This window comes from Desulfopila sp. IMCC35006 (genome assembly GCF_005116645.1).
In the GTDB taxonomy this organism is placed as follows: Bacteria; Desulfobacterota; Desulfobulbia; order Desulfobulbales; family Desulfocapsaceae; genus Desulforhopalus_A.
Map to the genome: position 1 here is coordinate 1 of NZ_SWCM01000004.1, position 24,640 is coordinate 24,640.

At 48.1% G+C, this 24,640-nt stretch carries 24 protein-coding genes; 3 read left to right on the forward strand and 21 right to left on the reverse strand.

The features are described 5' to 3' along the window. Positions 1-187: 187 nt before the first annotated feature. The 8 genes from FCL47_RS08400 to FCL47_RS08435 form a co-directional block, all read right to left on the reverse strand. Positions 188-913 carry a GTP cyclohydrolase, FolE2/MptA family gene (locus tag FCL47_RS08400; RefSeq protein ID WP_136813055.1) on the reverse strand — a complete coding sequence of 242 codons (726 nt, stop codon included), beginning with the start codon at positions 911-913 and terminating at the stop codon, positions 188-190. 193 nt (positions 914-1,106) lie between these two features. After that, positions 1,107-1,463, reverse strand: a complete 357-nt coding sequence (locus tag FCL47_RS08405; protein WP_136813056.1) for a response regulator — start codon at positions 1,461-1,463, stop codon at positions 1,107-1,109. Continuing rightward, the gene (galT, locus tag FCL47_RS08410; protein WP_136813057.1) at positions 1,441-2,481 is read right to left on the reverse strand and encodes a galactose-1-phosphate uridylyltransferase; all 1,041 of its coding nucleotides are present in this window, start codon (positions 2,479-2,481) and stop codon (positions 1,441-1,443) included. Before galT ends, FCL47_RS08405 begins: the two co-directional genes overlap by 23 nt. Before the next feature lie 6 nt (positions 2,482-2,487). Continuing rightward, positions 2,488-2,850 (reverse strand): RNA polymerase-binding protein DksA, encoded by a 363-nt coding sequence (dksA, locus tag FCL47_RS08415; protein ID WP_136813058.1) that lies wholly within the window; start codon positions 2,848-2,850, stop codon positions 2,488-2,490. Between the two features lie 102 nt (positions 2,851-2,952). Beyond that, on the reverse strand, positions 2,953-3,447 hold the full coding sequence (gene moaC / locus FCL47_RS08420; RefSeq protein ID WP_136813059.1) for a cyclic pyranopterin monophosphate synthase MoaC: 495 nt from the start codon (positions 3,445-3,447) through the stop codon (positions 2,953-2,955). Positions 3,448-3,457: 10 nt separating this feature from the next. Then, entirely contained in the window at positions 3,458-4,591 is a 1,134-nt protein-coding gene (gene dnaJ / locus FCL47_RS08425) for a molecular chaperone DnaJ (protein ID WP_136813060.1), read from the reverse strand. 25 nt (positions 4,592-4,616) lie between these two features. Continuing rightward, positions 4,617-4,889: a DNA-directed RNA polymerase subunit omega gene (gene rpoZ, locus FCL47_RS08430; RefSeq protein ID WP_136813061.1), complete on the reverse strand. Its 273-nt coding sequence runs from the start codon at positions 4,887-4,889 to the stop codon at positions 4,617-4,619. A 70-nt stretch (positions 4,890-4,959) separates the two neighbouring features. After that, entirely contained in the window at positions 4,960-6,258 is a 1,299-nt protein-coding gene (locus FCL47_RS08435; protein WP_136813062.1) for an adenylosuccinate synthase, read from the reverse strand. Between the two features lie 460 nt (positions 6,259-6,718). Between FCL47_RS08435 and FCL47_RS08440 the strand changes: the two genes are divergently transcribed. Together FCL47_RS08440 and tatC are read left to right on the forward strand one after the other, a co-directional pair. Beyond that, entirely contained in the window at positions 6,719-7,162 is a 444-nt protein-coding gene (locus tag FCL47_RS08440; protein WP_136813063.1) for a twin-arginine translocase TatA/TatE family subunit, read from the forward strand. 18 nt (positions 7,163-7,180) lie between these two features. Continuing rightward, positions 7,181-7,954 carry a twin-arginine translocase subunit TatC gene (tatC, locus tag FCL47_RS08445; protein ID WP_136813064.1) on the forward strand — a complete coding sequence of 258 codons (774 nt, stop codon included), beginning with the start codon at positions 7,181-7,183 and terminating at the stop codon, positions 7,952-7,954. 3 nt (positions 7,955-7,957) lie between these two features. On the opposite strand, the gene FCL47_RS08450 is transcribed toward tatC, so the two are convergent. The 4 genes from FCL47_RS08450 to FCL47_RS08465 form a co-directional block, all read right to left on the reverse strand. Then, positions 7,958-8,977 carry a radical SAM protein gene (locus FCL47_RS08450; protein ID WP_136813065.1) on the reverse strand — a complete coding sequence of 340 codons (1,020 nt, stop codon included), beginning with the start codon at positions 8,975-8,977 and terminating at the stop codon, positions 7,958-7,960. Between the two features lie 74 nt (positions 8,978-9,051). Then, positions 9,052-9,552 carry a nucleoside deaminase gene (locus FCL47_RS08455; protein WP_136813066.1) on the reverse strand — a complete coding sequence of 167 codons (501 nt, stop codon included), beginning with the start codon at positions 9,550-9,552 and terminating at the stop codon, positions 9,052-9,054. Between the two features lie 82 nt (positions 9,553-9,634). Then, positions 9,635-10,879 carry a hypothetical protein gene (locus tag FCL47_RS08460; RefSeq protein WP_136813067.1) on the reverse strand — a complete coding sequence of 415 codons (1,245 nt, stop codon included), beginning with the start codon at positions 10,877-10,879 and terminating at the stop codon, positions 9,635-9,637. Positions 10,880-10,884: 5 nt separating this feature from the next. Further along, positions 10,885-12,033, reverse strand: a complete 1,149-nt coding sequence (locus tag FCL47_RS08465) for an SPFH domain-containing protein (RefSeq protein WP_136813068.1) — start codon at positions 12,031-12,033, stop codon at positions 10,885-10,887. A gap of 116 nt (positions 12,034-12,149) precedes the next feature. Between FCL47_RS08465 and FCL47_RS08470 the strand changes: the two genes are divergently transcribed. Next, positions 12,150-12,497 (forward strand): hypothetical protein, encoded by a 348-nt coding sequence (locus FCL47_RS08470; protein ID WP_136813069.1) that lies wholly within the window; start codon positions 12,150-12,152, stop codon positions 12,495-12,497. A gap of 79 nt (positions 12,498-12,576) precedes the next feature. Here the strand turns inward: FCL47_RS08470 and FCL47_RS08475 are convergent, their stop codons facing one another. The 9 genes from FCL47_RS08475 to FCL47_RS08510 all read right to left on the reverse strand — a co-directional run bounded on the left by FCL47_RS08475 (position 12,577) and on the right by FCL47_RS08510 (position 24,462). After that, positions 12,577-13,065: a zinc ribbon domain-containing protein gene (locus FCL47_RS08475; RefSeq protein WP_136813070.1), complete on the reverse strand. Its 489-nt coding sequence runs from the start codon at positions 13,063-13,065 to the stop codon at positions 12,577-12,579. Between the two features lie 4 nt (positions 13,066-13,069). Further along, on the reverse strand, positions 13,070-14,143 hold the full coding sequence (gene aroB / locus FCL47_RS08480; RefSeq protein WP_136813071.1) for a 3-dehydroquinate synthase: 1,074 nt from the start codon (positions 14,141-14,143) through the stop codon (positions 13,070-13,072). Positions 14,144-14,224: 81 nt separating this feature from the next. Further along, entirely contained in the window at positions 14,225-15,502 is a 1,278-nt protein-coding gene (gene sat, locus FCL47_RS08485; protein WP_136813072.1) for a sulfate adenylyltransferase, read from the reverse strand. A gap of 262 nt (positions 15,503-15,764) precedes the next feature. Beyond that, on the reverse strand, positions 15,765-21,290 hold the full coding sequence (locus tag FCL47_RS08490; protein WP_136813073.1) for a PA14 domain-containing protein: 5,526 nt from the start codon (positions 21,288-21,290) through the stop codon (positions 15,765-15,767). Between the two features lie 417 nt (positions 21,291-21,707). Further along, positions 21,708-21,836 (reverse strand): hypothetical protein, encoded by a 129-nt coding sequence (locus tag FCL47_RS25300; RefSeq protein ID WP_255580663.1) that lies wholly within the window; start codon positions 21,834-21,836, stop codon positions 21,708-21,710. 226 nt (positions 21,837-22,062) lie between these two features. Continuing rightward, positions 22,063-22,686: a PilX N-terminal domain-containing pilus assembly protein gene (locus FCL47_RS08495; protein WP_167496423.1), complete on the reverse strand. Its 624-nt coding sequence runs from the start codon at positions 22,684-22,686 to the stop codon at positions 22,063-22,065. An 11-nt stretch (positions 22,687-22,697) separates the two neighbouring features. Continuing rightward, positions 22,698-23,219, reverse strand: coding sequence for a prepilin-type N-terminal cleavage/methylation domain-containing protein (locus FCL47_RS08500; RefSeq protein ID WP_167496424.1), 522 nt, complete (start codon positions 23,217-23,219; stop codon positions 22,698-22,700). Positions 23,220-23,224: 5 nt separating this feature from the next. Then, complete coding sequence (locus FCL47_RS08505; RefSeq protein ID WP_136813076.1) at positions 23,225-23,899, reverse strand: PilW family protein; 675 nt, start codon at positions 23,897-23,899, stop codon at positions 23,225-23,227. Between the two features lie 59 nt (positions 23,900-23,958). Next, entirely contained in the window at positions 23,959-24,462 is a 504-nt protein-coding gene (locus FCL47_RS08510) for a GspH/FimT family pseudopilin (protein ID WP_136813077.1), read from the reverse strand. Positions 24,463-24,640 lie beyond the last annotated feature (178 nt).

Below are 24,640 nucleotides of genomic sequence, written 5' to 3' on the forward strand. Positions count from 1 at the left end.
TAAAAGATTTGCGGGACTCCGTTCAGTGCCCCCTTGAGGGGTAAGTTCCTTCACGAAATAATTGTCTTGTGAAAAGCACAAGAAACATTTCCATTTGGCCACTAACCCCGCCTAAAAGATTTGCGGGGTAAGTTCCTTCACGAAATAATTGTCTTGTGAAAAGCACAAGACAATTATTTCTAAGTCACTAACACGATTCAAGGGTGGCGAAAGTCGAATACTCGTCGCCAAAGTTGTGCACGGTAACGGTATACGATTTGATGGCTTCAATCTGCTCAAGGCTTGCCCCCATCCGCCTGGCCAGGGACTCGACAGAGAGAACTTTTCGTTCTTTTAACGACAACTCATTTATCTCTTTTTCCACCGTTTCCTCGATGAGGAGAATTATGTCTTCAATCCAGAAGAAATGATGGAAACGGATACTCAAATCGGCTTTGCCCCACCTGCCCATGGACCTGGGCAATCGATGCGGAGTCTTTTCGGCTATCGGCAGACTTATCGGAACTTCGACACTCAGCGTCAGTTCATGTTCTTTTTCAAGAGAACCGTGCATGGAGCATTTATAATGGCCAAGATTTCCCGAATCGCCATTTCTGACTTTTTTAAGAAAGTAAGGAAATTCAATCTCTAGATGAGAGGCTTCCGCTTCCAGGCGAACCTTCATTTTCTCAAGAATAAAATGAAAGCTTTTGATGTCGATTTCCCCGTGAAATTCATTGAGAATCTCAACGAACCTGCTCATATGCGTGCCTTTGAACTTATGCGGCAGATTGACATACATATTGGCGGTAGCCACAGTCTGCTGTTGTTTTTGGGCTTTGTCGCGTACGGTAATCGGATAGGAAACGGTTTTGACGCCGACTTTCTTTATATTTATTCTTCGACTGTCGAGCTGACTCTGGATATCTTTCATAACCTAACAATTCAACCCCGCCCGAAAGCTTCACAGGATCTGTACCTTCACAAAGCAATTTTCTCGTAAAAAGCACAAAAAAATTATTTCTATGTATCTAATAAGCTGCGAAAACCACGATTTACGCCACCAGTGATGTAGCAATTACCATCACCAAGACATCTTTTACTCCATTGTGCCCTGTTTTGGTACTTTATTCTTCCCCCAACAAGGTCCGAACAGTTTTTTTAAGCTCGTCCAGATTTCCCGACTTGACAATATACTCATCGGATGCCCAGGTCCCAAGATCTCGCTTGAACTCAGGATAGGCACTGCTCAGGATAACCGGGACTGCTGGGCGCAGCATTTTCATCTGCCGCAGGACCTCGACGCCGTTTATACCGGGCATCTGAATATCGAGAATCACCAGATCCGGATTCTCTTCCTTGAATTTTTCCAAACCTGTTGTGCCGTCAGAAGCGGAAATCACCTGATATCCTTCATCTTCGAATTCTTCCCGATAGACCAGCTGAATGGATTCTTCGTCGTCAACCAACAGTAACTTTTTCATTGTTCACACCCTCCAGCCTGTTCTCCAGCGATTCCCTCAGATAGCCAGCCGCTTCTTCCGGAGGAAGAGGATTAATATAGAATCCCGTCCCCCATTCAAATCCAGCTATGGAAGTCAACTTGGGCACAATTTCAAAATGCCAGTGGTAATACCTCAGACCACCTGAGCGTAGTGGTTCGGTATGCAATACAAAATTATACGGAACGTTAGCGATACAACTGGACAACCTTCGCAAGGACTCTGAAAAGAGTTCGGCAAGCGACAGGATATCAGCCTCGCTCTGGGCATAATATTCCGAGGAATGATGCTTCGGCAGGATCCACATTTCAAACGGCGTCCGGGGGGCGAAGGGGGTTATCGTGATAAACCTCTCATTTTGGCAGACGACACGCTCTTTCTGCTGCATTTCCTGGCGGATGATATCGCAAAAAATACAACGTTCTTTGTACTTATAATGCGATTTGGCGCCTTCGAGTTCGGAAACTATCATTCTCGGCAGAATAGGCAGGGCGATCAGTTGAGAGTGTGAATGCTCCAGGGACGCACCCGCTCCGCGACCATGGTTTTTAAAAACCATAACATACTTGAATCTATCATCTTTTGCGAGGTCGATGATCCTTTCCTGGTATGCCTTGAAGACCAGAGCCATTTTCTCGGGGGCAAGATCGGCGAAGTTCTCATCATGGTTAGGACTTTCAATGATAACTTCGTGGGCACCAATGCCGTTCATCCGATCATACAGGCCGACCCCCTCCTTGGCCAGATCCCCTTCTATAACCAGAGCCGGATATTTATTCGGAACAACTCTTACCTGCCAATCCGGTGCATTAGCGTACGAACTTCTATACCTGAAAGCATACACTTCAGGCGGCGTAAAAGATTCATTGCCTGGACAGAGTGGACAAAACCCCCCGCTTCCCTTGACATCCTCAATCAGAAAATCGGAAGGCCGTTTCCCTCTCTCCTTGGAAATGATTATCCATCGGCCAAGAACAGGATCTCTGCGAAGTTCAGGCATGCTCCCTTAAAGTCCTTTCGATTTTTCTTTTGTTTCCTGTGCAGTCTTACAGTCAATGCAGAGCATGGTTACCGGCCGCGCCTCTAATCTTTTGATGCCGATCTCCTCTCCACAATCCTCACATATGCCGTAACTCCCATCCTCGATTCTGGCAATTGCCTCGTCTATTTTAGAGACAAGCTTACGCTCCCGATCACGGATTCTCAGCTCAAAACTTCTTCCCGATTCTATGGTAGCCCGATCATTGGGATCTGGAACATTCGAGGTCTGATCCGTCATTTCAGACAGTGTTTTGCCAGCTTCATTAATAATTTCTTCTTTTTTAGCCAGAAGCTGCTGGCGAAACATTTCGAGTTTCTCTTTGTCCATTCACTTTCTCCTCAATACCCTTCCATAAGTGTAACTATTAAGGTACATAGTTGATATCTTAAAAAACAGCATGGAATCTAACTTTTCCGTAATCTTCACAAGTCACTGCTTGCGAATATAGGTTCCACTTTTCCCACCAGTTTTTTTCAACAGCCGTATATCTCGGATAATCATCGACTTATCGACCGCTTTACACATATCATAAATGGTTAACGCAGCAACAGAAACAGCGGTCAAGGCCTCCATTTCCACCCCGGTTTTACCGCAGATGCCCACTGTTGCAAAAATATCGACCGAGCAATCCTCGTCTCGATAGGCAAAGTCGACAACAACCTTGGTAATCAGCAGCGGATGGGCAAGAGGAATGAGTTCATCGACTTTTTTAGCAGCCATAACCCCGGCGACCCTGGCTATTCCCAGCACATCTCCTTTGGCCATCGAACCACTTTTAACCAGTTCATAGGCATCGACAGACATTTTGATATTTCCAGCTGCATCGGCAACACGAACGGTTTCCTGTTTTTCGCTCACATCGACCATTCGTGCATGACCTTGATCATCGAAATGGGTGAATACAGCTTTATCCTCTCTTGCCATTGCCAAACACCTAATTATTGGATTTGCCGAGTACTTCGTTAAATAATTTTTTAAAGAAGCCTTCTTCCTCACGATGCTGCCCGTGCTGTTGACAAAGGTCATCAAAATCGCGCAGGACCTTTTTCTGCTCTTCACAGAGATTGGTCGGGGTCAAAACCTGGAGCTCAACCACCATATCTCCCCGTCCGTGACCGCGAAGACTTGGCGCCCCCTCCCGGCGCAACGTAAAACGTTCCCCTGACTGGCTGCCGGCGGGAACATCCAGTGTTTTTTTGCCATGGATGGTAGGAATCTCCACCGTGGCACCAAGAGCCGCTTTGGCCATTGAAATCGGAAACCGACAATAAATAGTATCTCCGTCCCGTTTGAAAAAATCATGTTCCTGCACATGAACCACCACATACAGGTCCCCGGAAGCACCGCCACGACGACCGCCTTCACCTTCACCGCGAAGCCGCATGCGCGCCCCGGTATCAACCCCGGCTGGAATCTTCAGGGAAACCTTTTTGGTTTTCTCGACGAGTCCAGTTCCGTGGCAGTCATTGCAGGGATTAGTAACAATGGCGCCTTCGCCATGACACTGCGGACAGGTCGAACTCATCTGAAAAAATCCCTGGGAGCGGACAACCTGTCCCTGTCCATTGCAGGTTGGACAGGTTTTCTTTTTATGCCCCGGTCTGCTTCCCGTTCCTTCACAGGTCCAGCAGGTGTCCTTGCGGGTCAACTGCACTTCTTTGGAAACGCCGTGTACGGCCTCCATGAAGGTAATTTCGACATCATAGCGAAGATCATTCCCTGGAATGGGGCCATCGCTTCTTGCCCTGGCCCGGCTCCCGCCGCCAAAGCCAAACAGATCGCCAAAAATATCGCCGAAGCTCGAGAAGATATCTTCTGCATTCCCTGGACCACTATAACCACTGTTCTTCAACCCGTCATGGCCGTAGGTATCGTATATCTTCCTCTTTTTTTCGTCACTTAAGACTTCATACGCTTCAGTACAGGATTTAAATTTCTCCTCGGCTTCTCTATTATCAGGATTCCGGTCGGGATGATACTTCATTGCCAGTTTTCGATAAGCCTTTTTTATCTCACCAGCGCTGGAACTCCTGCTCACAGATAAGATTTCGTAATAGTCAGTACTCATAATCTTTTATTGTGGCTATTCGTTATCAGGAAAGTATTTTTGCAAGTATATCATTCACGGCATCACTTTCGCTGCCGGTTTCAGGCATCTGATCCGGTAAATCCTTGATATTGTCAAAGGTGACTTCCCCTGCCGCAATTTCCCGCAGGGTCATGACGATTTCTTGATTTTTCCCATTGACGAGAAACGGTTCTCCCTGCCGATGCTGTTTAATGCGTTTTACCGCCAGATGAATAAGGTTGAACCGATTATGGTCGCCAACTTTTTCAAGACAATCTTCGCATGTAATTCTAGCCATATTTTACCAACCTCTTTAGTATCCATTGCATGGGTCGACAAAGTCTATACTTTGCCTGACCGGCAACTGGTTATTTATCAAATGGATTCGTCAACAACAGGGTCTCGGCCCTGTCCGGGCCAACCGAAACGATATCCGCCGGGACCCCGGTGAAATCCTCTACCCGTCGAATGTATTCTTTGGCCTGAGAGGGGAGATCGTCGTACTGCCTTACATTGGTGATATCTTCTTTCCACCCCTCAAGACTTTCATAAGTCGGAGCGACACTGCTCGCCTGCTGAATATTTGCCGGCATAGCCGAAATAGTTTTGCCATTCAGGGTATAGGATGTGGCAAATTTAATATTTTCCTGCCCGCTCAACACATCCAGTTTTGTAATAGCAAGCCCGGTTAGTCCATTCAATCTGGCAGCATCGTTGACAACTACTCCATCCAGCCAGCCGCACCGTCGTCGCCGTCCGGTGGTGGCACCGAACTCAAAGCCCTTTTCCTGAAGCTCGTTCCCCGTTTCATCGAACAGCTCTGTGGGAAAAGGACCGGCCCCAACGCGAGTCGTATACGCTTTCATAATACCAACGACGGCATCAATATGAGCAGGACCGAAACCTGAGCCATTACAGGCATTGCCGGCAATGGTGTTTGAGGAGGTCACAAAGGGATACGTGCCATGATCTATATCCAGCTGGGTCCCTTGTGCTCCTTCAAAGAGGATATTCTGATTCTTCTTTCTAGCCTTGTCCAGCTCGACGGAAACATTGCCGTAAAACGGGGTCAACTTTTCAGCATAGCCCTGAAATAACCGGTAAATTTCGTCAAACTCGAGAGGCGCAACCTTAAATTTCTGGGTGAGCAGAAAATTTTTGTCCTCCACGGCAATTTTCAACTTCTCACGAAACAGATCATCATCAAGCAGATCGCCGGCGGTTATTCCCACCCTACCGACTTTATCCATGTAGCAGGGGCCTATCCCCCGCCCGGTGGTACCGATCTTGTTGCTCTCGGACAGGGCGGCTTCTCTGGCCTGATCGAGGCTTGCATGATATGGCATAATGAGATGGGCTCTTTCGCTTATCATTAATCGATCCGGGCTGACCCGTAATCCCTGATGCTCGAGTTTATCCATTTCACTGATCAGTACGCCCGGATCGATGATCACTCCGTTGCCGATCATGCACATTTTGTCCTCGTAGAGAATACCGGAAGGTATTATATGGAAAACAAATTTCTTTCCATCGACCACAAGGGTATGTCCGGCATTGTTTCCACCTTGAAAGCGAACGACAAAGTCAGCGTACCGGGTGAGCAAATCGACAATCTTCCCTTTCCCTTCATCTCCCCATTGGGTACCAACAACGACAACACTTGACATATATCATCTCCTTTCAGAGGTTTGTTCAAAAAAAATCGATGTGTCATCAACCACAAATAAACATCGACACATCCGCACAAGACAAACCCGCAAATATAGTCAAGTAGGGGGCTCTTGTCAATCAATCATATTCCGATAACTTTTGGGGCTCTAAGTTAAGTTTAATTACAACATAATCAAGATGTTATTTGAATTTATTCACGATTCACCGAGAATTCCACCAATGTTCAGACATTGACACTGCCCGCCAAATACCTTACATTGGCTCTCTGCCGGATGTACTGTGAATACAGGAAACCGGATCGTTTTCCAGTACTCAGCCAATTCTTTTCTGATATCCTTCAAGAAAGGAATTGGCTGGATGCTCATCCCGGATTATTGCCAGTTTACCGGGTTGTTTATTATACTCTTGCTAGCAGCTCGATTACCAATATTTTGGTAATTTATTGAGGTTTACACTATGTTTGGCATTGGCTTGCCTGAAATGATTCTTATTCTGGCCCTGGCTCTCATTGTAGTCGGTCCGGACAAGCTTCCCGATTTGGCTCGATCTCTTGCGAAAGGCCTCATGGAACTCAAAAAGACCGCTGAAGGCCTTAAGCAATCGCTCTCGGAAGAAGGCAACCCGCTGGACGATATCAAGCCTGATCTGGAGGAGGCGGCAAGATCCTTCAAACGCGACCTTCTCGACGCACCAAGCAATATGAGGGTTGACGATGCGGTTACCGGTGTCAATCGACCGGCTGAAAACGCGGCGAAGACCTATGAAGAATTGATGCAAAAAACCGCAAACCAGACCACTGATACATCAGTTCCTCCTGCATCCGAGGACAAGCCAAACAGTCTTGATACAGTGCCAGAAACAAATCCTCCGGCAACTCCTCCGGAAAAGCTAAATGAATAGTAAGCAGTCCCGACCATAATGGCAAAAAACACTCTGCAGAGCACATTACCGGTCATCGAGAGAAGCCTCGAATTCTTCAGGCCACACCATCTTGAACTGCGCAAACGGCTTATCACCGTATTTCTTACAATTATAGTCTTTACCGGTATCGCCTATTTTTTTGCCGAAAAGATTGCCGCGTTTTTCATCTCCCCCCTCTTTGCCGCAAGTCCACTGGTATACAAACTGGTCTACACCAACCTGCCCGAAGCATTCCTGGCCTTTATCAAACTCGCCCTCATGGTCGGCCTTATTGCCAGTATGCCGGTTGTTCTCTATCAGCTGTGGATCTTTATTGCACCGGGCCTCAGGAAGAATGAAAAAAAACTGGCTGTGATCATCGTTTTCTGGGCCACCTTGCTGTTTAGCGGCGGGGCATGCTTTGCCTTTTTCGTCGCTTTACCAAGGATGCTGGTTTATTTTATGAGCTACGCCGGCCCAGGACTGGAACCTTTGCCAAAACTCGGACTCTATCTCACCTTTATAGCCCGGACAATACTCGCCTTCGGTATCGCTTTCGAGATACCATTTCTGATGGTTATGGCCGGCAAGGCCAATTTTGTTACCGCTGCCTATTTTCGCCGCAAACGCATTTATTTTTATATGGCGATAGTCGTCCTTTCTTTTTTGCTGACCGCCGGCGATTTTGTGGCGACAGGCCTGATGGCCATTCCTCTTTTCCTCCTGTACGAGGCGGGAATCTTCCTCAGTGGCCTTTTCAACCGGAAAAAGGTCTCCGGAACACCAGCCTGATTTTCAGGCGGAGAGGACATCCGGGCCGATTTCCTGTTTTAACAGACAGCAGGAAATTCGATAGAGCGGTACACCGTTTTCGTCGTATTCAATGGTATCCGGCTGCAGCAGTTTATTCATAACACAGCCCTCGGCGATATTGAGTTGAAAAAAATTACTCTCGCCCAAGCCGGCGCTTTTAACAAGACGGTTATCTTGAATGGCATAACCATTTATCGGATGATCTTCGCAGAGGGGACATTGATAGACCCGGCCATTGGGAAAAACAAAAAAGTTTTCGGCAACGACCCCGGCACACTCAAACTTTTCTCCGGGGGCGAGAAAAACCTTGGGATAGGTGACATGAATCCCCTCTCCCGCTGCCAGACGGGCAACCTCAGGCACGGTATCAAGCCATTGCCGTCTGCTTACCTGCGAAACCTCGGCACTCTCCCCCCCAGCCGATTTCCCCCGCAACCCTATGACCTGGATAAAAAATTTCTTTACGTTCAACTGCAGCAGAAGCGGCACCATACGATGCAGAGCATCGAGGTTTTTCCGGCTCACCGTGTAAATGACGCTGACCTGAAACCCTGCGCTGACCGCCCGCTTGATATTTCCCACACAGACTTCAAAAACCCCCTCGCCCCGGATAGGATCGTTGGTCCCGGCATCCGGCCCGTCAAGGCTGAAACTGAGATAATCAAGAAGCTCCGGACTGGTCCTGGTCAGCAGGTCGTTGAACAGATAGCCATTGGAATCAACGGTGACAAAAAAACCAAGCTCCTTCGCCTTTTGAATAGCAAAGGGCAGATCCGGATGCAGCGTCGGTTCGCCTCCTAAAAAGATCATATTCGATCGTTTATTCGGATCGGCAAAAAGAGCCATCCACTGCGCCAGCTGCTCTCTGGTCAACTGCTGGGTCCCATGCTGGGCCTTATTTATATAACAATGACGGCAGGACAGGTTACAAGCCGTTAAGATGTGAAAAAATATGTTACGCTCACCCGGTTTGAAGCCGACTGTCTTGGCTGTAGTGCTCATGATATTTCCATTTAGATTTCATGCAAGGCATGAAGATGTGGTGCCCACACAGCGCATGGATACCAGATGAATCTCTACTGTTTGAGAGTATAAGCCGCCAGCAGACTATCGGCCAGATAGTTATTTTCCGGATTGGCAAAAAATTCCTTAAACAGGGCAAGGCCTTGCTCCCGCAGAATGGCGCCCGTTATCTCCACCTCAAGATCGCGGTAGAGCGGAGACAACATCCGCAGTGGTAAATTTGTCCCGCCTCCCATCGCGTCTTCATAGCTGTATACAATTTTCCGCACGCCGTTAACCAGCAGGGTTGCAAAACACATCAGACAGGGTTCCATTGTCGAGTAAACGGTTATTTCGCCTATATCCAGCCGGCGGTCACTGTCGAACAATGCGCGCAAGGCCACCATTTCCGCATGGTCCATCTCATTGACCCTGCCAAAACTGTTGAATCTCCGGCCGGTTGCAACAATTTCGTCCCGGTACTCAAAAACACATCCCACCGGAAAATCACCAAGAACGAGGGCTTGACGTGCCTGGTCCAGGGCAATCTTCATATATTTTTCGTGTCTATTCATAGCGCATTTCTTTTCTTCTTGTATTCCGGGTTCTCCTGCGCCGCGGCCCCCGTTGCCATGCGGTGCATGGCAACGGGCGGAACTAGAGCACACGGCCATAGCGCATTGCTGCCGTCTGGACGGAAGCAAGGGTGTGTTCCTGCACGAGGTCATGGGTTTCTGCAACAAATGGCAGATAGGTCAGTGCACAGCTGTTTGCTGCAAGACGAATCTCCGGCAGCGCTGAAAATCTTTTTTCCCGGCTGAGAGTACTGTACGCCAGAACGCTCTTAATGGCCTGGAGGGCCTCCTGCTGATCCAGCGTCACCGGGTAATCATTTGTCACCCTGTCGGTTTGCCCCGATGGAATACGCGTCTGGGCGACAGTCAGCTGGGAGGCGAGCTGCAGAAAAGCCTTGGGATTTACTTTAAATGCCGGAATCCAGAAAACAAGGGGCCTGTTCTCGTATAGCGGCATGGGCACCAGAGGCTGGTTGGTAAACCGGAGAAAATCAGCAAAATACTTTAACACATAGCCTGCAGTCGTAAAGCTTATTCGCCAGAACGGCAGGTAGCGGGCCCGATCCTCACCGGCAACCACTGTCCAGTCCACGGCGTTAAATCTGCCGCCTCGCTCCTGCCATAACGACTGACAGTTGGTGCATTGCAGGACTATGGTGTCCCGTTCCCCGGTTAATCGTCCACCACATTTGGGACAAAGAGTAGCAAGAAACCGGGGCTCCCAGGAACTTTTGCTGACACAGGTTTTATGCAGATGATCGCCCAGCAGAGTGTAATCGCCGATGACCTGATTGGTCACCGCATCAAACAGATGATCGTCTTTGACATAGCAGGGCTGATAGATACAGCTGATTGTCTCGCCGATAAACGCCCGATGGTGACAGGTCTTTACCGTATGTTTATCGAAGAGATCGACAACCATTGCCGCATGGGCGAAGACCTTCTTGGTGGGCATCGACTGCAGAATGAACCCGCCACGGGTGGCTGAGACGACCGGCTTGAGCTGCATCGCCTGCGGTCTCAAGCCCAGGGAGACAGGCAATAGCCGGTTATCAAGCCCAAGACGCGTCGTGTCGACAATTTTATATTGTACCTCATTGTCGCGTACATAAAAAATCGACCCTTTGAAACGAAGATACGGTGCGAAAACAAGCTGACTTTCATTAATATTTTCCGGAAGTTTGCTGGGCAGGACAAAACGATCGGCCCCGTTGCCTGTCTTGTAGTTATGCACATCGCAATACTCACACTGGATGAGCCGATCATCCTCATTGAGTATTATCGCCGCACCACAGGAAGGACAGCTCTGTTCTATCGTGACATCCATGTGAATTATCGCAACGGAACCAACTTTTCCCCGCAATTATTGCAAAACATCGAATCCGGCAGATTCTCAAGCCTGCAGCCGGGACATACCTGCGGTTGTTTTTTCCGGTCGGTAGCCTGGCCGCACTGCGAACAAAACCTGGCCTTCGGGGTAAGGTTTTTGCCGCAGTTGCTGCATTTGACCAGGAGTAATTGTTGATGACCGCACAACGGGCAGAAACGGGCATCGCCGGGGATATCACTATGACAGTCCGGACATTGTACCAGCGCAGCCGGAACCGGTGGAGGGTTTCCACCACCGGTTGCACGCAGAGTGTTTCCGGCGAAAATTCCCGGCAACATCATCCCCATACCCATCCCGAGCCCGGCCCCGGCTTCTCCCTGGGTTCCAGCGGCTTTCTCCATGGCCATGGCCGTTTTGAGCTGGAGAAATTTATCCATATCGTCGATCAAGCCCATTCGGCTCTTATCATCAATGGCACCCTGCACTTCTTCCGGCGGCGTAATGGAGGTTATATATAAATGGGTCAGGCGGAGACCGAAATCAGCGAAATCTATGGCTAATCGTTTTTGTAATGCATCGGAGAGTTCATCAAACTTACCAGGAAGATTAAAAATGGAATCGAGCGTCTGCCCCAGATAGTCGTTGAAACGGGAAACAATGACCATCTTGAGATAGTCGGCAACCCCGTCGGTTTCCATTTTCCCCATCGTACCGACAAGGGAATTAATAAATAATACCGGCTGCACAACCTGAATATTGTACATGCCATGGGCCCGAAGACGGATCAACCCAAGCTCATTGTCCCTGAAGGCCACCGGATTCTGCGTTCCCCATTTGAGATTTGGGAAATACTTTAAATTGACCATGTACACTTCAGCGCGCAGCGGACTGTCCCCCCGCCAGGGAATCGACAGGAGTTTAGTCAGCAGGGGAAGATTGCCGGTGCGCAGGGTATGCCTGCCTGGCCCGAAACAGTCGCAGGCCTTTCCTTTATAAAAAAGAACAGCAGCCTGGCTCTCTCTAACCGTCAACTGGGCACCAAATTTGATCTCGCCGGATCCGGACTCCGGCAGGCGATGGACGATTTCCTGTCCAGATTCATCGAACCACTCAATATTTTCAAGAAACAGCCCGCCGTGGAACCGGTTCATGGTATCTCCTTTCGTTGTGTTCTTGCAGAAATCATTTTTTTACAGACAAAAATAGAAACATTATGATAGATAATCATATCATAACTCTAGATAATATTTGCAGGAGAAAATAAACTATGGATGCAAAAGATCTCTGGGATCTGGAAACTGCACTGAAGGTGCTGGCCCATGACAGCGTAGACAGTAAATTATGGGCGGAGGCCGTCGAATGGCTCATCCTCTATGGTCCGATCGAAATCCGCCAGCTCTTACTCGACGCCTCAATGACGGCGACAATCAGTTCCTTCCCGGAACTCAAACCCACACATTATTCACCAGACGGACAGGCCTGTTACGACCTCAGAGAACTTGCTGGATCACTGGGTATTAATGAAGAGGAAGCCCGGAAGATTCTCCAACAAAAAGAAGAGGAACATAAACTGCTGCAGATGTTTAACGACGATGATACCGATACAATACACTAATCCCGGGCGAGATGAGCACCATAGACACTACATTCTCCCTGCTTCCCACATGCCACATGGAAACCAGCCTCTATTACCATTACAGTTCATAGAGCTTTGCGTCGTGTGCCGGCTGGTTGCTCTGCCGTAAGGCCTTCTTTTTTAATGAATCGAGACTGAAGTCATCCTCGTTCAGCAGGTCGCCCATATCTTTTTCAACCTGTTCGGGATCCTCTCCTGCCTCCATTCTGGAGATCGCCTCCTCCATCGAGTCGCCAAGATGAACGCCGGTAGATTCGGTAAACTTTCGCATGAGCGAGGCCATCTGACGGGGATCGTCCTCGTTGATATGCTCCGCCTCACGCATCAACGATTCGAAAGCGTGTTCCATTTTCGATTCGTCAAGACCGGAAAACGGGTCGTCGCTTTCTTCCTTCCCCCTAGTGATGGTGGCAAAAGTCGAAATCTGCCGGGAAAGATGTTTTTTGCCGCATTGGGGACAATCCGGAATCTTGGTCGTGTTTACTCTGGCAGAGTAAAAATTAAATACCACATGACACGCATCGCAATAATATTCATAGATTGGCATAATTCTATCCCAAAACCTGGTCAACCTGTGCTTCGGTAACTTTATCGGTAATAACAGTCCTGCCTATTTCTGTCGGAAGAACGAAAAAAACCCTGCCGCCGACAGTTTTCTTATCCGTCAAAAGATATCGTTTAATTCGGCCACGATCAAGATTTTTCGGCACCTCGATCGGCATTTCATACTCCCTGAGGATGTTGATAATAGTATCGCAGTCTTCCTGAGGCAGAAGATCATTGAGGACAGCGAGCCGTGCCGCGGCGACCATGCCAATGGAGACGGCCAGACCGTGAATAAGCGTATAATCCGAGGCCCCTTCCACTGCATGGCCGATCGTATGCCCGTAATTGAGAATTCTCCTGATGCCGCCCTCCCGCTCGTCCTCAGCAACCACCGTCGCTTTTATCTGACAGCAGGTATGCACTGTCTTCTTGATCAATTCCGGATCAAGATCCAGGATACCCTGACGATTTTCGGCAAGAAAATAAAAGAAGCCCTGATCCCGGATAACCCCGTATTTAATCACCTCGGCCAGACCACCGAGCAATTCCTGCCTGGGCAGCGTCTGCAATACCGAAATATCAATATAGACCGCTTTGGGCTGGTAGAATGCCCCCACAAGGTTTTTGCCCTCAGGAATATCGACGCCGGTCTTGCCGCCGACAGAGCTGTCAACCTGAGCAAGCAGCGTGGTTGGCAGCTGGACAAAAGGAATCCCGCGCATATACGATGAGGCAAGAAAGCCGGCTATATCCCCCGCTACCCCACCGCCAAGCCCGATAAGAGCATCCTGGCGATCAAATCCGCGGCTGGCAAGTTTTCCAGCAAGCTGGCCGATAGTCTGCAAGGTTTTGTTCGCTTCGCCGTGGGTAAAGATCAGCAGTTCCGCTTCAATCCCGGCTTTCCGCATACTTTGTATCACGACATCGCCATACAGCCCGGCAACCTTATCGTCTGCGACGACACCATATCTCTTGCCAATTTTTCTGGCGCGCAGCCCTTCGCCTATCTGATGCAAACAGCCATCGGCAATAATAATGGGATAACTTCGATCACCCAGCCCAACTTGTAATTCCCGCATAACATCCTCGAATCAAATTCAAAAAAAAAGGAGATACCGCGTTGCCGCAGTATCTCCTTTTTTATCTATAAGGCTCAGAAATTACATTGCATCGCCGGAAGCGGCACCCTGCATCTTAACCTCAACCTTTTCTTTCAGGTTGCCGTAGTACACTTTGAGGTGATCAAGAACTTCGTCACGACCAAAATGAGGCACAATCTCAGCACCATCAGAGAGGGCTTTACGCAGTTTGGTACCAGAAAGGATAACGCGATCTTCTTTGGTATGAGGACAGGTACGCAGAGAAGCCATACCGTCGCACTTATGACAATAGAAGGTCCAGTCAATTTTCATCGGTTTGCACTGCAGATCTTTGCCTGCATCGCCGGTTGTGGGGATGCGATCAAAAATTTCCTGTGCCTCGAACAGACCGTAGAAATCACCAACGCCGGCATGGTCACGACCAATCAGCATGTTGTTGACACCATAGTTCTGACGGAAGGTGGCATGGAGCAGTCCCTCGCGAGGTCCGGCATAACGCATATCCAGCGGATAACCGGCGTTAATGACGTAATCTTTAACGAAGTATTTGTCGATCAGGATGTCAATTGCTTTAACGCGGACATCAGCAGGAATATCACCAGGCTTCAGGTTACCAATGAGTGAATGGATCAACACGCCGTCACAGACTTCAACGGCAATCTTGGCCAGATACTCATGGGAACGATGCATTGGGTTACGCAGCTGCAGAGCAGCAACGTTGGCCCATCCGCGCTCGTCGAACATGGCACGGGTCTGAGCAGGTCGCAGGTATACGCCCGGGTACTCTTTTGGATATTCGCCTTCGGAAAGAACTTTAACAGGACCGGCAAGATTCACATCTTTTTGCGCCAGAACCATGATAACACCCGGGTGATCCTTAGGAGCGATTTCCCAGAATTTACCATCAACAGACTCTTCGCCTGTGCCCAAGAAGACTTTTTCACATTCCCACTTCTTGTCAGCCTCGGTCATGGCATATTTCTCGGTGACTTTCATGGTGGCGAAAACCTCACCTTTACGCACCAGAGCAATCTCCTGACCTTCTTTGATGTCTGCGGCTTCAGCGGTGGTAACGTCAAGAGTGATAGGTACCGGCCAGAAGGTGCCGTCTGCCAATTGGAAGTTCTCACAAACGCCTTTCCAGTCAGCCTTGGTCATGAAACCGGCCAATGGAGAAAAACCACCAATTCCCAGCATGATCAGATCACCTTTTGCCCGGGCAGAAATCTCAATCTGCTTGAGGCCAGCGGCTTTCTTGAGCTCTGCTTCACGCTCTTTACCTTCGAGCAAAGCACAAACGAGACCTTTTCCACCATGAGGTGCAACTAATTTTGACATAGAGATCCTCTTTTTTAAAAGTTTATATTTATAAAGCTGCTGCCACCCAAACTATTGTGCGGCAATCTAATGAACAGTCATTCATTTACAAAGGCTTATATATAGTTTTATCAGCGAAAAAGTCAAGCGAAAATCGTGCTCAGCTTCATTCAACGTTTTATGCAACAAAGCCCAAAAAAAAGCGGCAAGTTGCTCTCCACCAGGTGGGAAAGCAACTTGCCGCCAATTTAGTCCGAGGCTATTGCCGGAGGTATGTTACTGTTTAATCACTTTCCTTCCATGACCGCATACCGGATTTCACCTCAAAAGGATTATTCTGGTCAATAACCTGTATTGCTCCGGTGCTGGTCTGCACAAAGGCCTTTGAGCCATCTTCGCTGCCGACATGGACATTTGGCGAAGTCGCCAGCCCTTGCCCCAAGCTGACTTTACGCCTGCTCTTGCCTAGAGACTGCCCATCAAACGTTACGGTATCGGATCCCAGGATCGCATCAAAGTACGAAGTTCCGGTTGTATAAAACTGAGACCATAACCAACTTTCACCCCCAGCCTCGCAAACATCCTCAGAAGGAATGAACGTGGTAAAGATGAGCGCCCCTCCCAATAATACCGCCTGACCAAGGTTCCTTTCACCAAGTTGATTTCCGGTATCATCGACAAAGTCTATAAACCATCCGTCGTGTTGTGCCTGCTCTGCCACTACATCACTCCAGCTTGCTTTAAAGCCGTTACGGTCAACAGTTCTTGCCGAATCTGTAAACACCTCATAATTTGTGGTATCGACCAGATCTGATTTACTGCTGATGAGATGCCACGTTTTTCTTTCCGGCTCAGTAGACGATATTGGTTCTTTTATCCCATAATAGCTCTGCAGACTGAGATCAGATCCATCCAGGGGAACGAAGTACCGACCTGTGCCGAAAAACACCCAGTTTCTTCCTTCACCATCAAGGGCCACGGTAGGTGCTGCGGTAATTGGCTGCTCGGCATTAAACAAAACACTGTCAGGCTCCCAAAAGCTTGGATCCTGATCCTCATCGGGATCAAAGAGGTCATCAATGATAATTCTTCGCATTTTCCCTTCCCACCGGGAAGTACCAGTACTGACAGTTCCGTAATAGAGTACATCAGCGTTATAATCGAGATTATAATCAACGGTGATGGGATCACTCACGAACGAGTTGCTGTCAAGCTCCGAATACCAGTGGAGTCCTTGCGTCAATACGCCATGCCGGGTAGGGCCATCCGTCAGGGTCCAGATTTCATTTTTCGAAGCAAGCTTAACCATGTCCAGCATATAGAATTTGGCCATCTGACTGCTTCCTGCCGTGGCTAACACAGTGGGATCGGGGTCACCGGTGGCATCTGCCGGGCCGGAACCAAACGCCAGGAACCATCTGTTTTCACCCGTTGCAGGATTTAAATCATTGTAGTCATCAAATTTTCCATTGTGATCCCCGTCTTTCATCACCACCATGGTGGGATAACTGGTTGAGAACCCCATCTCCGGCATGGTGATCTCACCCAGCAGGGTCGGCTTGATTTCTGGGTCGGTAATATCAAATATCAAAAACGCTGATTTCATGACCGGGTCGGTCAAGTCATCAGTAGTAATTGTTTTATCGATATCCGCCTTGATGCTCGCTCCACCAAATCGCATGCCCACAACCATGACCGTACCCCATCCGTGCGGATGCAGCCCGCCAACAGCATCGGCCGGGAAAATTTTGGCATCAAAAATCCGAGGTTTTTGGTCAACATAATAAACGTGGCCGTACTCTGACTCGGTAAGCCAATGCAGGTGCGGCAGGAGATTAAAGGGAATATATGCCCACAACTCGGCTCCTAACTCGGGCATGTCTGTATTAGTTTTACAACCGTCATCATTGCCGGTTACACCATCGTAGGGATTGTACCCCGCATTAATTTCCCTACAGAATTCCTGGTGATAGGAATCATAAAATCCACCGTTAAAAGCATGCAGCATTCCATCATTGGCACCGGTATAGATGACTGTCCGGCGGTCTGCGTATTGAGCAGCAAAGTCGGCATATGTGTTATCTCTATACAACAGGTGATATCCTTCTGACGGCTTGCTCACGACCGTCGGTGTTGAATAAGCAATATCGCCGAGCCGCCAGGTCTTTCCATCATAGTGCCTGGACCGTAATTCCGTACCGGCAATATCATTTACACCAATTTTCAACGGCTGGGCAATGCCTTCTGTATCCACATCGTCCAGGCCTCGGATATACTGTATTTCTCTCTTCGTTTCTTTGATGAGAAAATCAGCAAAATCGGTTGTGGAGAGGGCGCTTATCGCCGCCGGTTTATTGCCAAAAGAGGGATAGAGATGCAAATACGGGTAAAAATTGGTTGTAACAGCCAAATCGGCAAGGGCAGGTGGGGTCAGTGGCCAGGTGAAATCTTTAATTTCTGTGGCAGCATTGACGACCTTATCGCCATTTCCATCCACCCAGGTAAAAATATACCGCCGGTTCTCTGCGGAAATGTAGGTACTTCTTTGCGCCACAATATCAATGTCGTTTATCGAATTAAGCCACTCAGATGAGTTCCACAGATAATTGAGCGGATTCGTGCTCGTTACTGCATCAGCGACATTCCATATTATTTCACGATCCTGCAGGATGCCATCGCCATTCACATCATAATACCGATGGGGCTCTGCATTGGCATCATATCGAATAATCGCATCGAGCTGCGACAAATAGGCACGATTGTTGGAGGGACAAGATCCGGGGAATTCAGTGTCAAGCTCCCCATTGCCATTGGTATCCTCAGTATCCAAAACCCCATTGCCATCGGTGTCCGTAGTTTGATAATCGAGCTTACAATTCATATTGATGTCTTCATGATAGACCCTGCCATTACCATTCAGATCCGGCCCTTTTACATCCAGTTTATCGTTGCCATTGGTATCTTCCCGCATATTTCCGTATGCATCCACCAAAAAGCTGTGCACCTGTCCCACCCAGCTCACCGTATTGGCATTTGCCGTAGAATCGGTAATCGTTGGGTAAAATATCGATTGATAAACGGCTCCCTCACCACTTCGGGTATTGGAAACAACAGAGGCGGCAGTTCCGGACGAAGCCTGATTAAGAATCGAGGCAAATGATTTATTCAACTCCTCTTCAAGGCGCAGGGGATTGGTCACATAGAAATAGGTATCGGGCGATCCATCCTTATCCTTATCCCATTCATCTCCATCCGTTCCATTTGGTATACCATCCCCGTTTTTATCATCAAAACCACCCCATTTAGCGGCATACCATAAAGGGTTTTTCAAAAGCTGCGCCGGCGTCACCCCGCTATCCGTTGAAGGTCGGAAGATTCTTGAAGTAATCATCGGAAGTTTTGTTCCGGCAGGAGATCCTGCCGGCGGAGTATCAAAGGCATAGAGAACGTCTTGTACTGCAGCATTACTCGGTTTATCGTGAACCTCAAGATACGGCCCATCCGCATCGGTACCTGAAATAATATACCCCAGGTGTTGAATAAACGATCCGGCGGCATATTCATGAGAATCAAGTGATATTTTAACCTTTGTTGCATTGACAGGATCAGTCACATTGTTGTCATCATCATCGATTAATTGATACTCATATATAACAATGGCATCCATATCATGGTCGGCACCTTGCTCAACATCTTCGTAGTTGATGCGGAATTTTCCATAGGTTGGTGTAATTGTATCAACAAAGAAATCAACAATAGTGTTCGTAGGAACAAATTTTTTGGCGGTTGTATCTCCTTCCGAAGCAACTGTCTTTCCAAAAGGAACCAGGGTTATCTGCTTTTTGTCAGGGCCAAGGGTCAGTTCTATACGAGGAAGTGGCGATGCAAGTCCGACAGCATATGTAGTGACTTTATTGTCATACGGTGAACCCGAGGCGTCGACCAAGTCCGGTCGTAAATCATTCTTATGACCATAATAAGCAGCGGCCGCGGAATAATATCCCCCTTTCTTGGTAGGCTCTTCCGGACAAAGCCCACGAATAGCCCCAAATCCAGTGACTGTTTTGGGCGAACATATCATATCGAGAGAACTCCCGTTGCTCTCTCCAATATATTTATTACCACTCCCTTCCGGTTCTTCAGCGGATATCTGACTGGCAAGAGCTTCTGCATCAAATACAGGTAAAGCTGGCGACAAATCTCCAGTTATTCCTGATCCAAAGGTTGATGCCACGCCAGGAAGCTGATCCGAATCATAGGATGGATTGATATCGCTTAACACCAACATGAAGGGTTTCGAACAACTGTCAAATCCATCAACCTTGTCATATGGATCTTTCCACGCTGCCTTTGGTAAACCTACACTGTTATAAGGTGCAGCCAGGAGGGGCGAAAAGAGCTTGCTGTCATCGTCATTGGCTGAACCTGGAGTATAATCAAAGGCTCCCGTTGCTCCGGTTTTGCCGGCAAAATAGCGGAGGGTCTCGTACATCATCTCAGCCACTGGATTACCCCAGGCCCGACATTCACCTTCGTTCATTGAACGGGTTGAAATCCACCCACAGTTTGGTTCATATGCATGATCGCTATATCTGAAGCCATAAATCCTCATTTTATTCAATGTTTGAATAATGCCGTTTACAGATGGCTGAAACTGTCCAGTATTCGTTATAATTTCATCATTTATATCACCAACGCGTTTTCGTAAAACACCACCTGAGGTGTTTTTGGCATATGAACCTGTCATCAGGCCGAAATACATTCGTTTTGGCTCGCCATGTCGTTGCAGCAAACCGGTAGGCTTATATTGCCCATCTGGATACAGTTTACAGTTCGCCTCAACCCCCACGGACGGGTCACAAACCTTCACTCTCACTTCTAAATTTGAAATAGTCGAAGCTGCCAGGGAAAGCCTGTAAGTACTTAAGGTCAGGTCTTTTAAGCTGTTATTCGAAATTATCTTCCAGACATTGCCTGAATCGGCCCCATTCCAATACAGATAGTATTTGTCATCACCAGAGGCTTCCTCCATTCTGAACTCAACCGTATGGGTGCCAGCGCTGAGGCTGACAGCAACAGCAGATTGCGGTGATCCAGCGGCACTATGCGCACCGTAAGATCCGGTAATGGTCGTACCATCAATTATGAGCTCAACCGCATCATCACCGTCCACACCGAATTGATAAGTACCGCCAGTTGTGACATGGAGAGTCCCCTTGAAAATTGCCAGGTAGTTATTTTGATCGGCGACACCTGTTGCACGAGAGTCAGTATAGCCGTAACCTGTGCCATAAGGATTCCCCTCGCCGTCAATTGCACCGAAATTATCTTTATTAGGAGAAGGATATTTCTGGCTTAAATGGTTGCGTATTTCCCAGTTAGTCCAACTCGTATCTCCCATTTTGTTTGCATCATTGGCATAGATGTTAACAATGTTCTGAAATGCGGTATGATCTCCAGGATGCCCTGGATGGCCGGTTCCTGCAGTCGCAATCGAATCATCGACAACCGGTCTTTCTTTGGCGACCCAACTCCATATTCTGTTTGAATTATTAAGGGCATACCGTAAAAGTGGGACTCCATTATCAGAAAGTGTCGTAGAAGCGAAAAGGTGTCGCAGACCTGATCCCACAATGGGCAGAGCAAATGGCGTATATTTGCGTATATCATAACCATCGACTGCGATGCTGGTATACTCCTTTCCCCAGGAATGAGCATCCTGAGGTACATAGACCCTCTGCAAAACCGTACTAGTAGTACTATCAGTGGAGCGGTATCCGCCGTAAAGCACCTTGCGCAGCGTGTCCATTCTGGACATAGTCAGATAGTTGAGATAATCACCGCTCCATTTCGTTCCGTCACAGGTCTTATCCGCGGTCTCTGAGGTTGGATTAAAGCGTGGGGCAGGAGTTGCCGTTGACGAATATTCATAACATTTATAACTGTCAAAATATCCATAATAATCAATAGTTGGAGTGTAGCGTATATCAAGAACACCATCATCGTTGAGATCAGAGGCATCGTTATAGGCCTCATAGTACAGCTTATGATCCCGCCCCATTACCAGCATAACCAGGGGCGGAGCCCCGGAACTGATAAAAGGTGGCACCGCCACATACTCGGAGCTTGTGGCGGCAAGCGACCTCTCTGCTCCTAAAATCCCCTGAAAGGCACACCAGACACAACATAAAAGAGCAATCTTGTTCTTCAGCATATCATCCACCTGCTATCGTAGTATTTCAATCTGATAGATACGATTTCCTTTCGCCTGAATCAGGATTTCAGCTCCCTGGCGAATAGTTTCTATATCAATCACAGACTTACCGTCCGCATCATTTTTCTTTTCCAATTCCATGGCAGCGCCCTCATTCATGATGGTATATTGAATATTGTGACCATCATATACCGGTAATTATTCACATTCCAAGAGGCTCTGATTACCCAAACCTCGTTTCCTAACGACACCTCTCTGTCATGAAGGTACATAAGGACGATACTGCTCGTTCTGCCGCGTGGGCATGGATTATGAAAACTTTGACTTGCGGCAAGCCGTAATTTTCACAGTGTTCATTTGTCAGTCACTAATACTTGCATTTCCCCTCAAAACCGACAACATGTCGCCAGTCGATTTCGACAATGGACTCACTTTGTCGATTACCAATGTGCTGGGAGAAGGCATCATAATTAATATACGCTCCACCTCCCGCCATCCCTTTCCCACGACCTTCGTACCCCGCCGCCATCTGCAAGGCGCTTCCAGTGGCAATTACAGTCTCTCCTCCGGCGGTTATATTTGTGCGGGGAAGATTTATACCAGTAGGATCCGTTGGGTCATAAAAAAAGTAAGCGTCCCTATTAGTGTCTGTAGGCTTCACGGCTGCGGCGGGAGGATTTTTCCAGAGTTCCAGATGTGTTCCCGATCCGATCAGGATATTGCCACCTATCAGGGCAGCACCACTATACAATCCCATTGGACCAAACCCATTAGGGCAGCTGACGTTTTCTTCGATAACCACTCCCGCGACATTCGCCCCACCGTCAGCTTCGGAGAATGCACGTTTATAGAGTGCGTCATTTGCAGACATCGACGACTCAAAAACAGAGGTATTAATGGACGAGACGCCTAAGAGCGTGACCACAACCAAGAGCAATAATGTGAAAACGAGAATAAAACCTTCCTCGCCGGTTTTTACTGATCGGTCCATTATTATTCCCATTAGAAATTTTTATTCAGTTTATAGTAATCCTGCGAATACAGTACACCTGCATTGAGCCCACCGTTTTTAACCACCGTGATACGGATCTGTTTTAGGCCCGCCAAGGGTCGGTTATCAGCGACATTCCAGTAAATTGAATAGAGATCGGTGGCCGCTGGAGCTGCGCTCGTTGAGGTGTTCAGCGCCGTTACCGTACCATCGGAAGCCACATGCATCACCCCATCCGGTGTCCCTGCTGCAGTATCGTCAATATCAATCATGCCATCCGCCGCATTTCCCACTCTGTTTTCCAACAGAGGATCGTTGTAATCGCGAGCCATGAGATTTTCCTGCAAATAGGTCGACCAGGTCGAAGAGGTGGAAACACTGTTGGCTCGCCCAGCTGTACCGGTAGAGCGCGCCTGCATGGCGTAGCAGGCAATAATGCCAATAGCAAAGATTGCCAGGGAAACGAGGACTTCAATCAGAGTGAATCCCCGCTGATCTGTGCCAATCTTCTTCTTATTATTTAGAGTCAACATAGTTATCACGATTTTATTTGGAGATTTCGACATTGGACAATAAGCGACATCATTCGCCAGTGGTACCCGCCGGGATCTGCCGGTGTCCAGTCGGGAGGTGCGGGAGCTACTGCAGGAGGGACTATGGTCTGAAGAGGTGGAGTGAAGGTGCTGGTATCGACTACACCTGCGGTTTCTCGATCTGAATGCCCCAAAATCATGATTTTAACAGCACGAATTTTTGTCAGATCAGCTGGAGTCTGGGTCCAGGTTGCGTCGTCTAGAAGATATTCATATGCCAATTGATCTATGTTTTCAGCTACAGCCTGCAGACCTCCCCCACCTCCTGTCTCTCTTCCCAGCGCACCGTTGCTATTTATCGCATAGCGAATATCCTCACCCGAACCAATGGTTCCATCATTATCGATATCTTCTGTGAACCGCAGGTCCGTAGCAGTTGCCAATTCTATCTTGGCGCCTGCACTTTTGGGATTGTACCCAGCCATGCGAATTTCCCGGGCCATCAACTGGAGGGCACTGCGCATATCCTGCTGTAGAGAACTCACGTCTTGCACAGTGTTATTGCTTCTGCTCTGACCGGTATACGCCATGGCAACGACCGCCATCAGCATGCCCGATATTGCCATTGCAACCATGAGTTCGATAAGTGTAAAGCCTTTTTGTCCAATATCTTCCATCATCTATCTTCCTTAAGATGAAACTCGTATAAATGTTGTACGATTGCTTGCTGGCGCAACTATCAATCTGAGATTACTCCAATCCGTGTTCGACCAGCTGTCGACAATACAATTTCGTATGCCACTTTTGCATTTGCACTTGTAGAATGTACTTCAACAGTTCCGTTTGCACCTGTTGGTAGACCGCGTGGAGAAAACCCTACCAACCCGGGGAAAGTGTATCCAGAGAGTTTACAGCCAATAGGAACTTGGTATTCATCAATTTTTTCACCTGGAGAGGGGGAGCCATTGAGCAAATAGACGGTTGTCTTTCCATTAGGTAAGTCAAACTGAATGTCCGTATTGAAATGACTTTTTACCGCTGTAAACTGCGCTTTTCTAAACAGGGCGAGCATCTCGTTTGCACCTGCCTTCACCCGGGCGTTATCCCGATAGCTGAGAATATTGGGAATAGCAATCGCCGATAAAGTCCCTAAAATAGCAATAATTATCATCAGCTCCATCAAGCTAAAACCACCCTGTGTCCGATCACCTTCCGTCAATCTACCCCCGCACTCCTTCTTCATACATCAAACTCCTTTGGATTTCGTCAGAAAGTCTCTCTTACGCAGAACAGGACTATGCAATTCATAAACCACCTCAACTCGTTCGAGCGTTTATAAATGCAATTACCTGTTATTATATCTTTTTCCAGATCAATTGGCTTATCTCAGGAGATCTTCATGCAAAAAATTGACAGCGCAT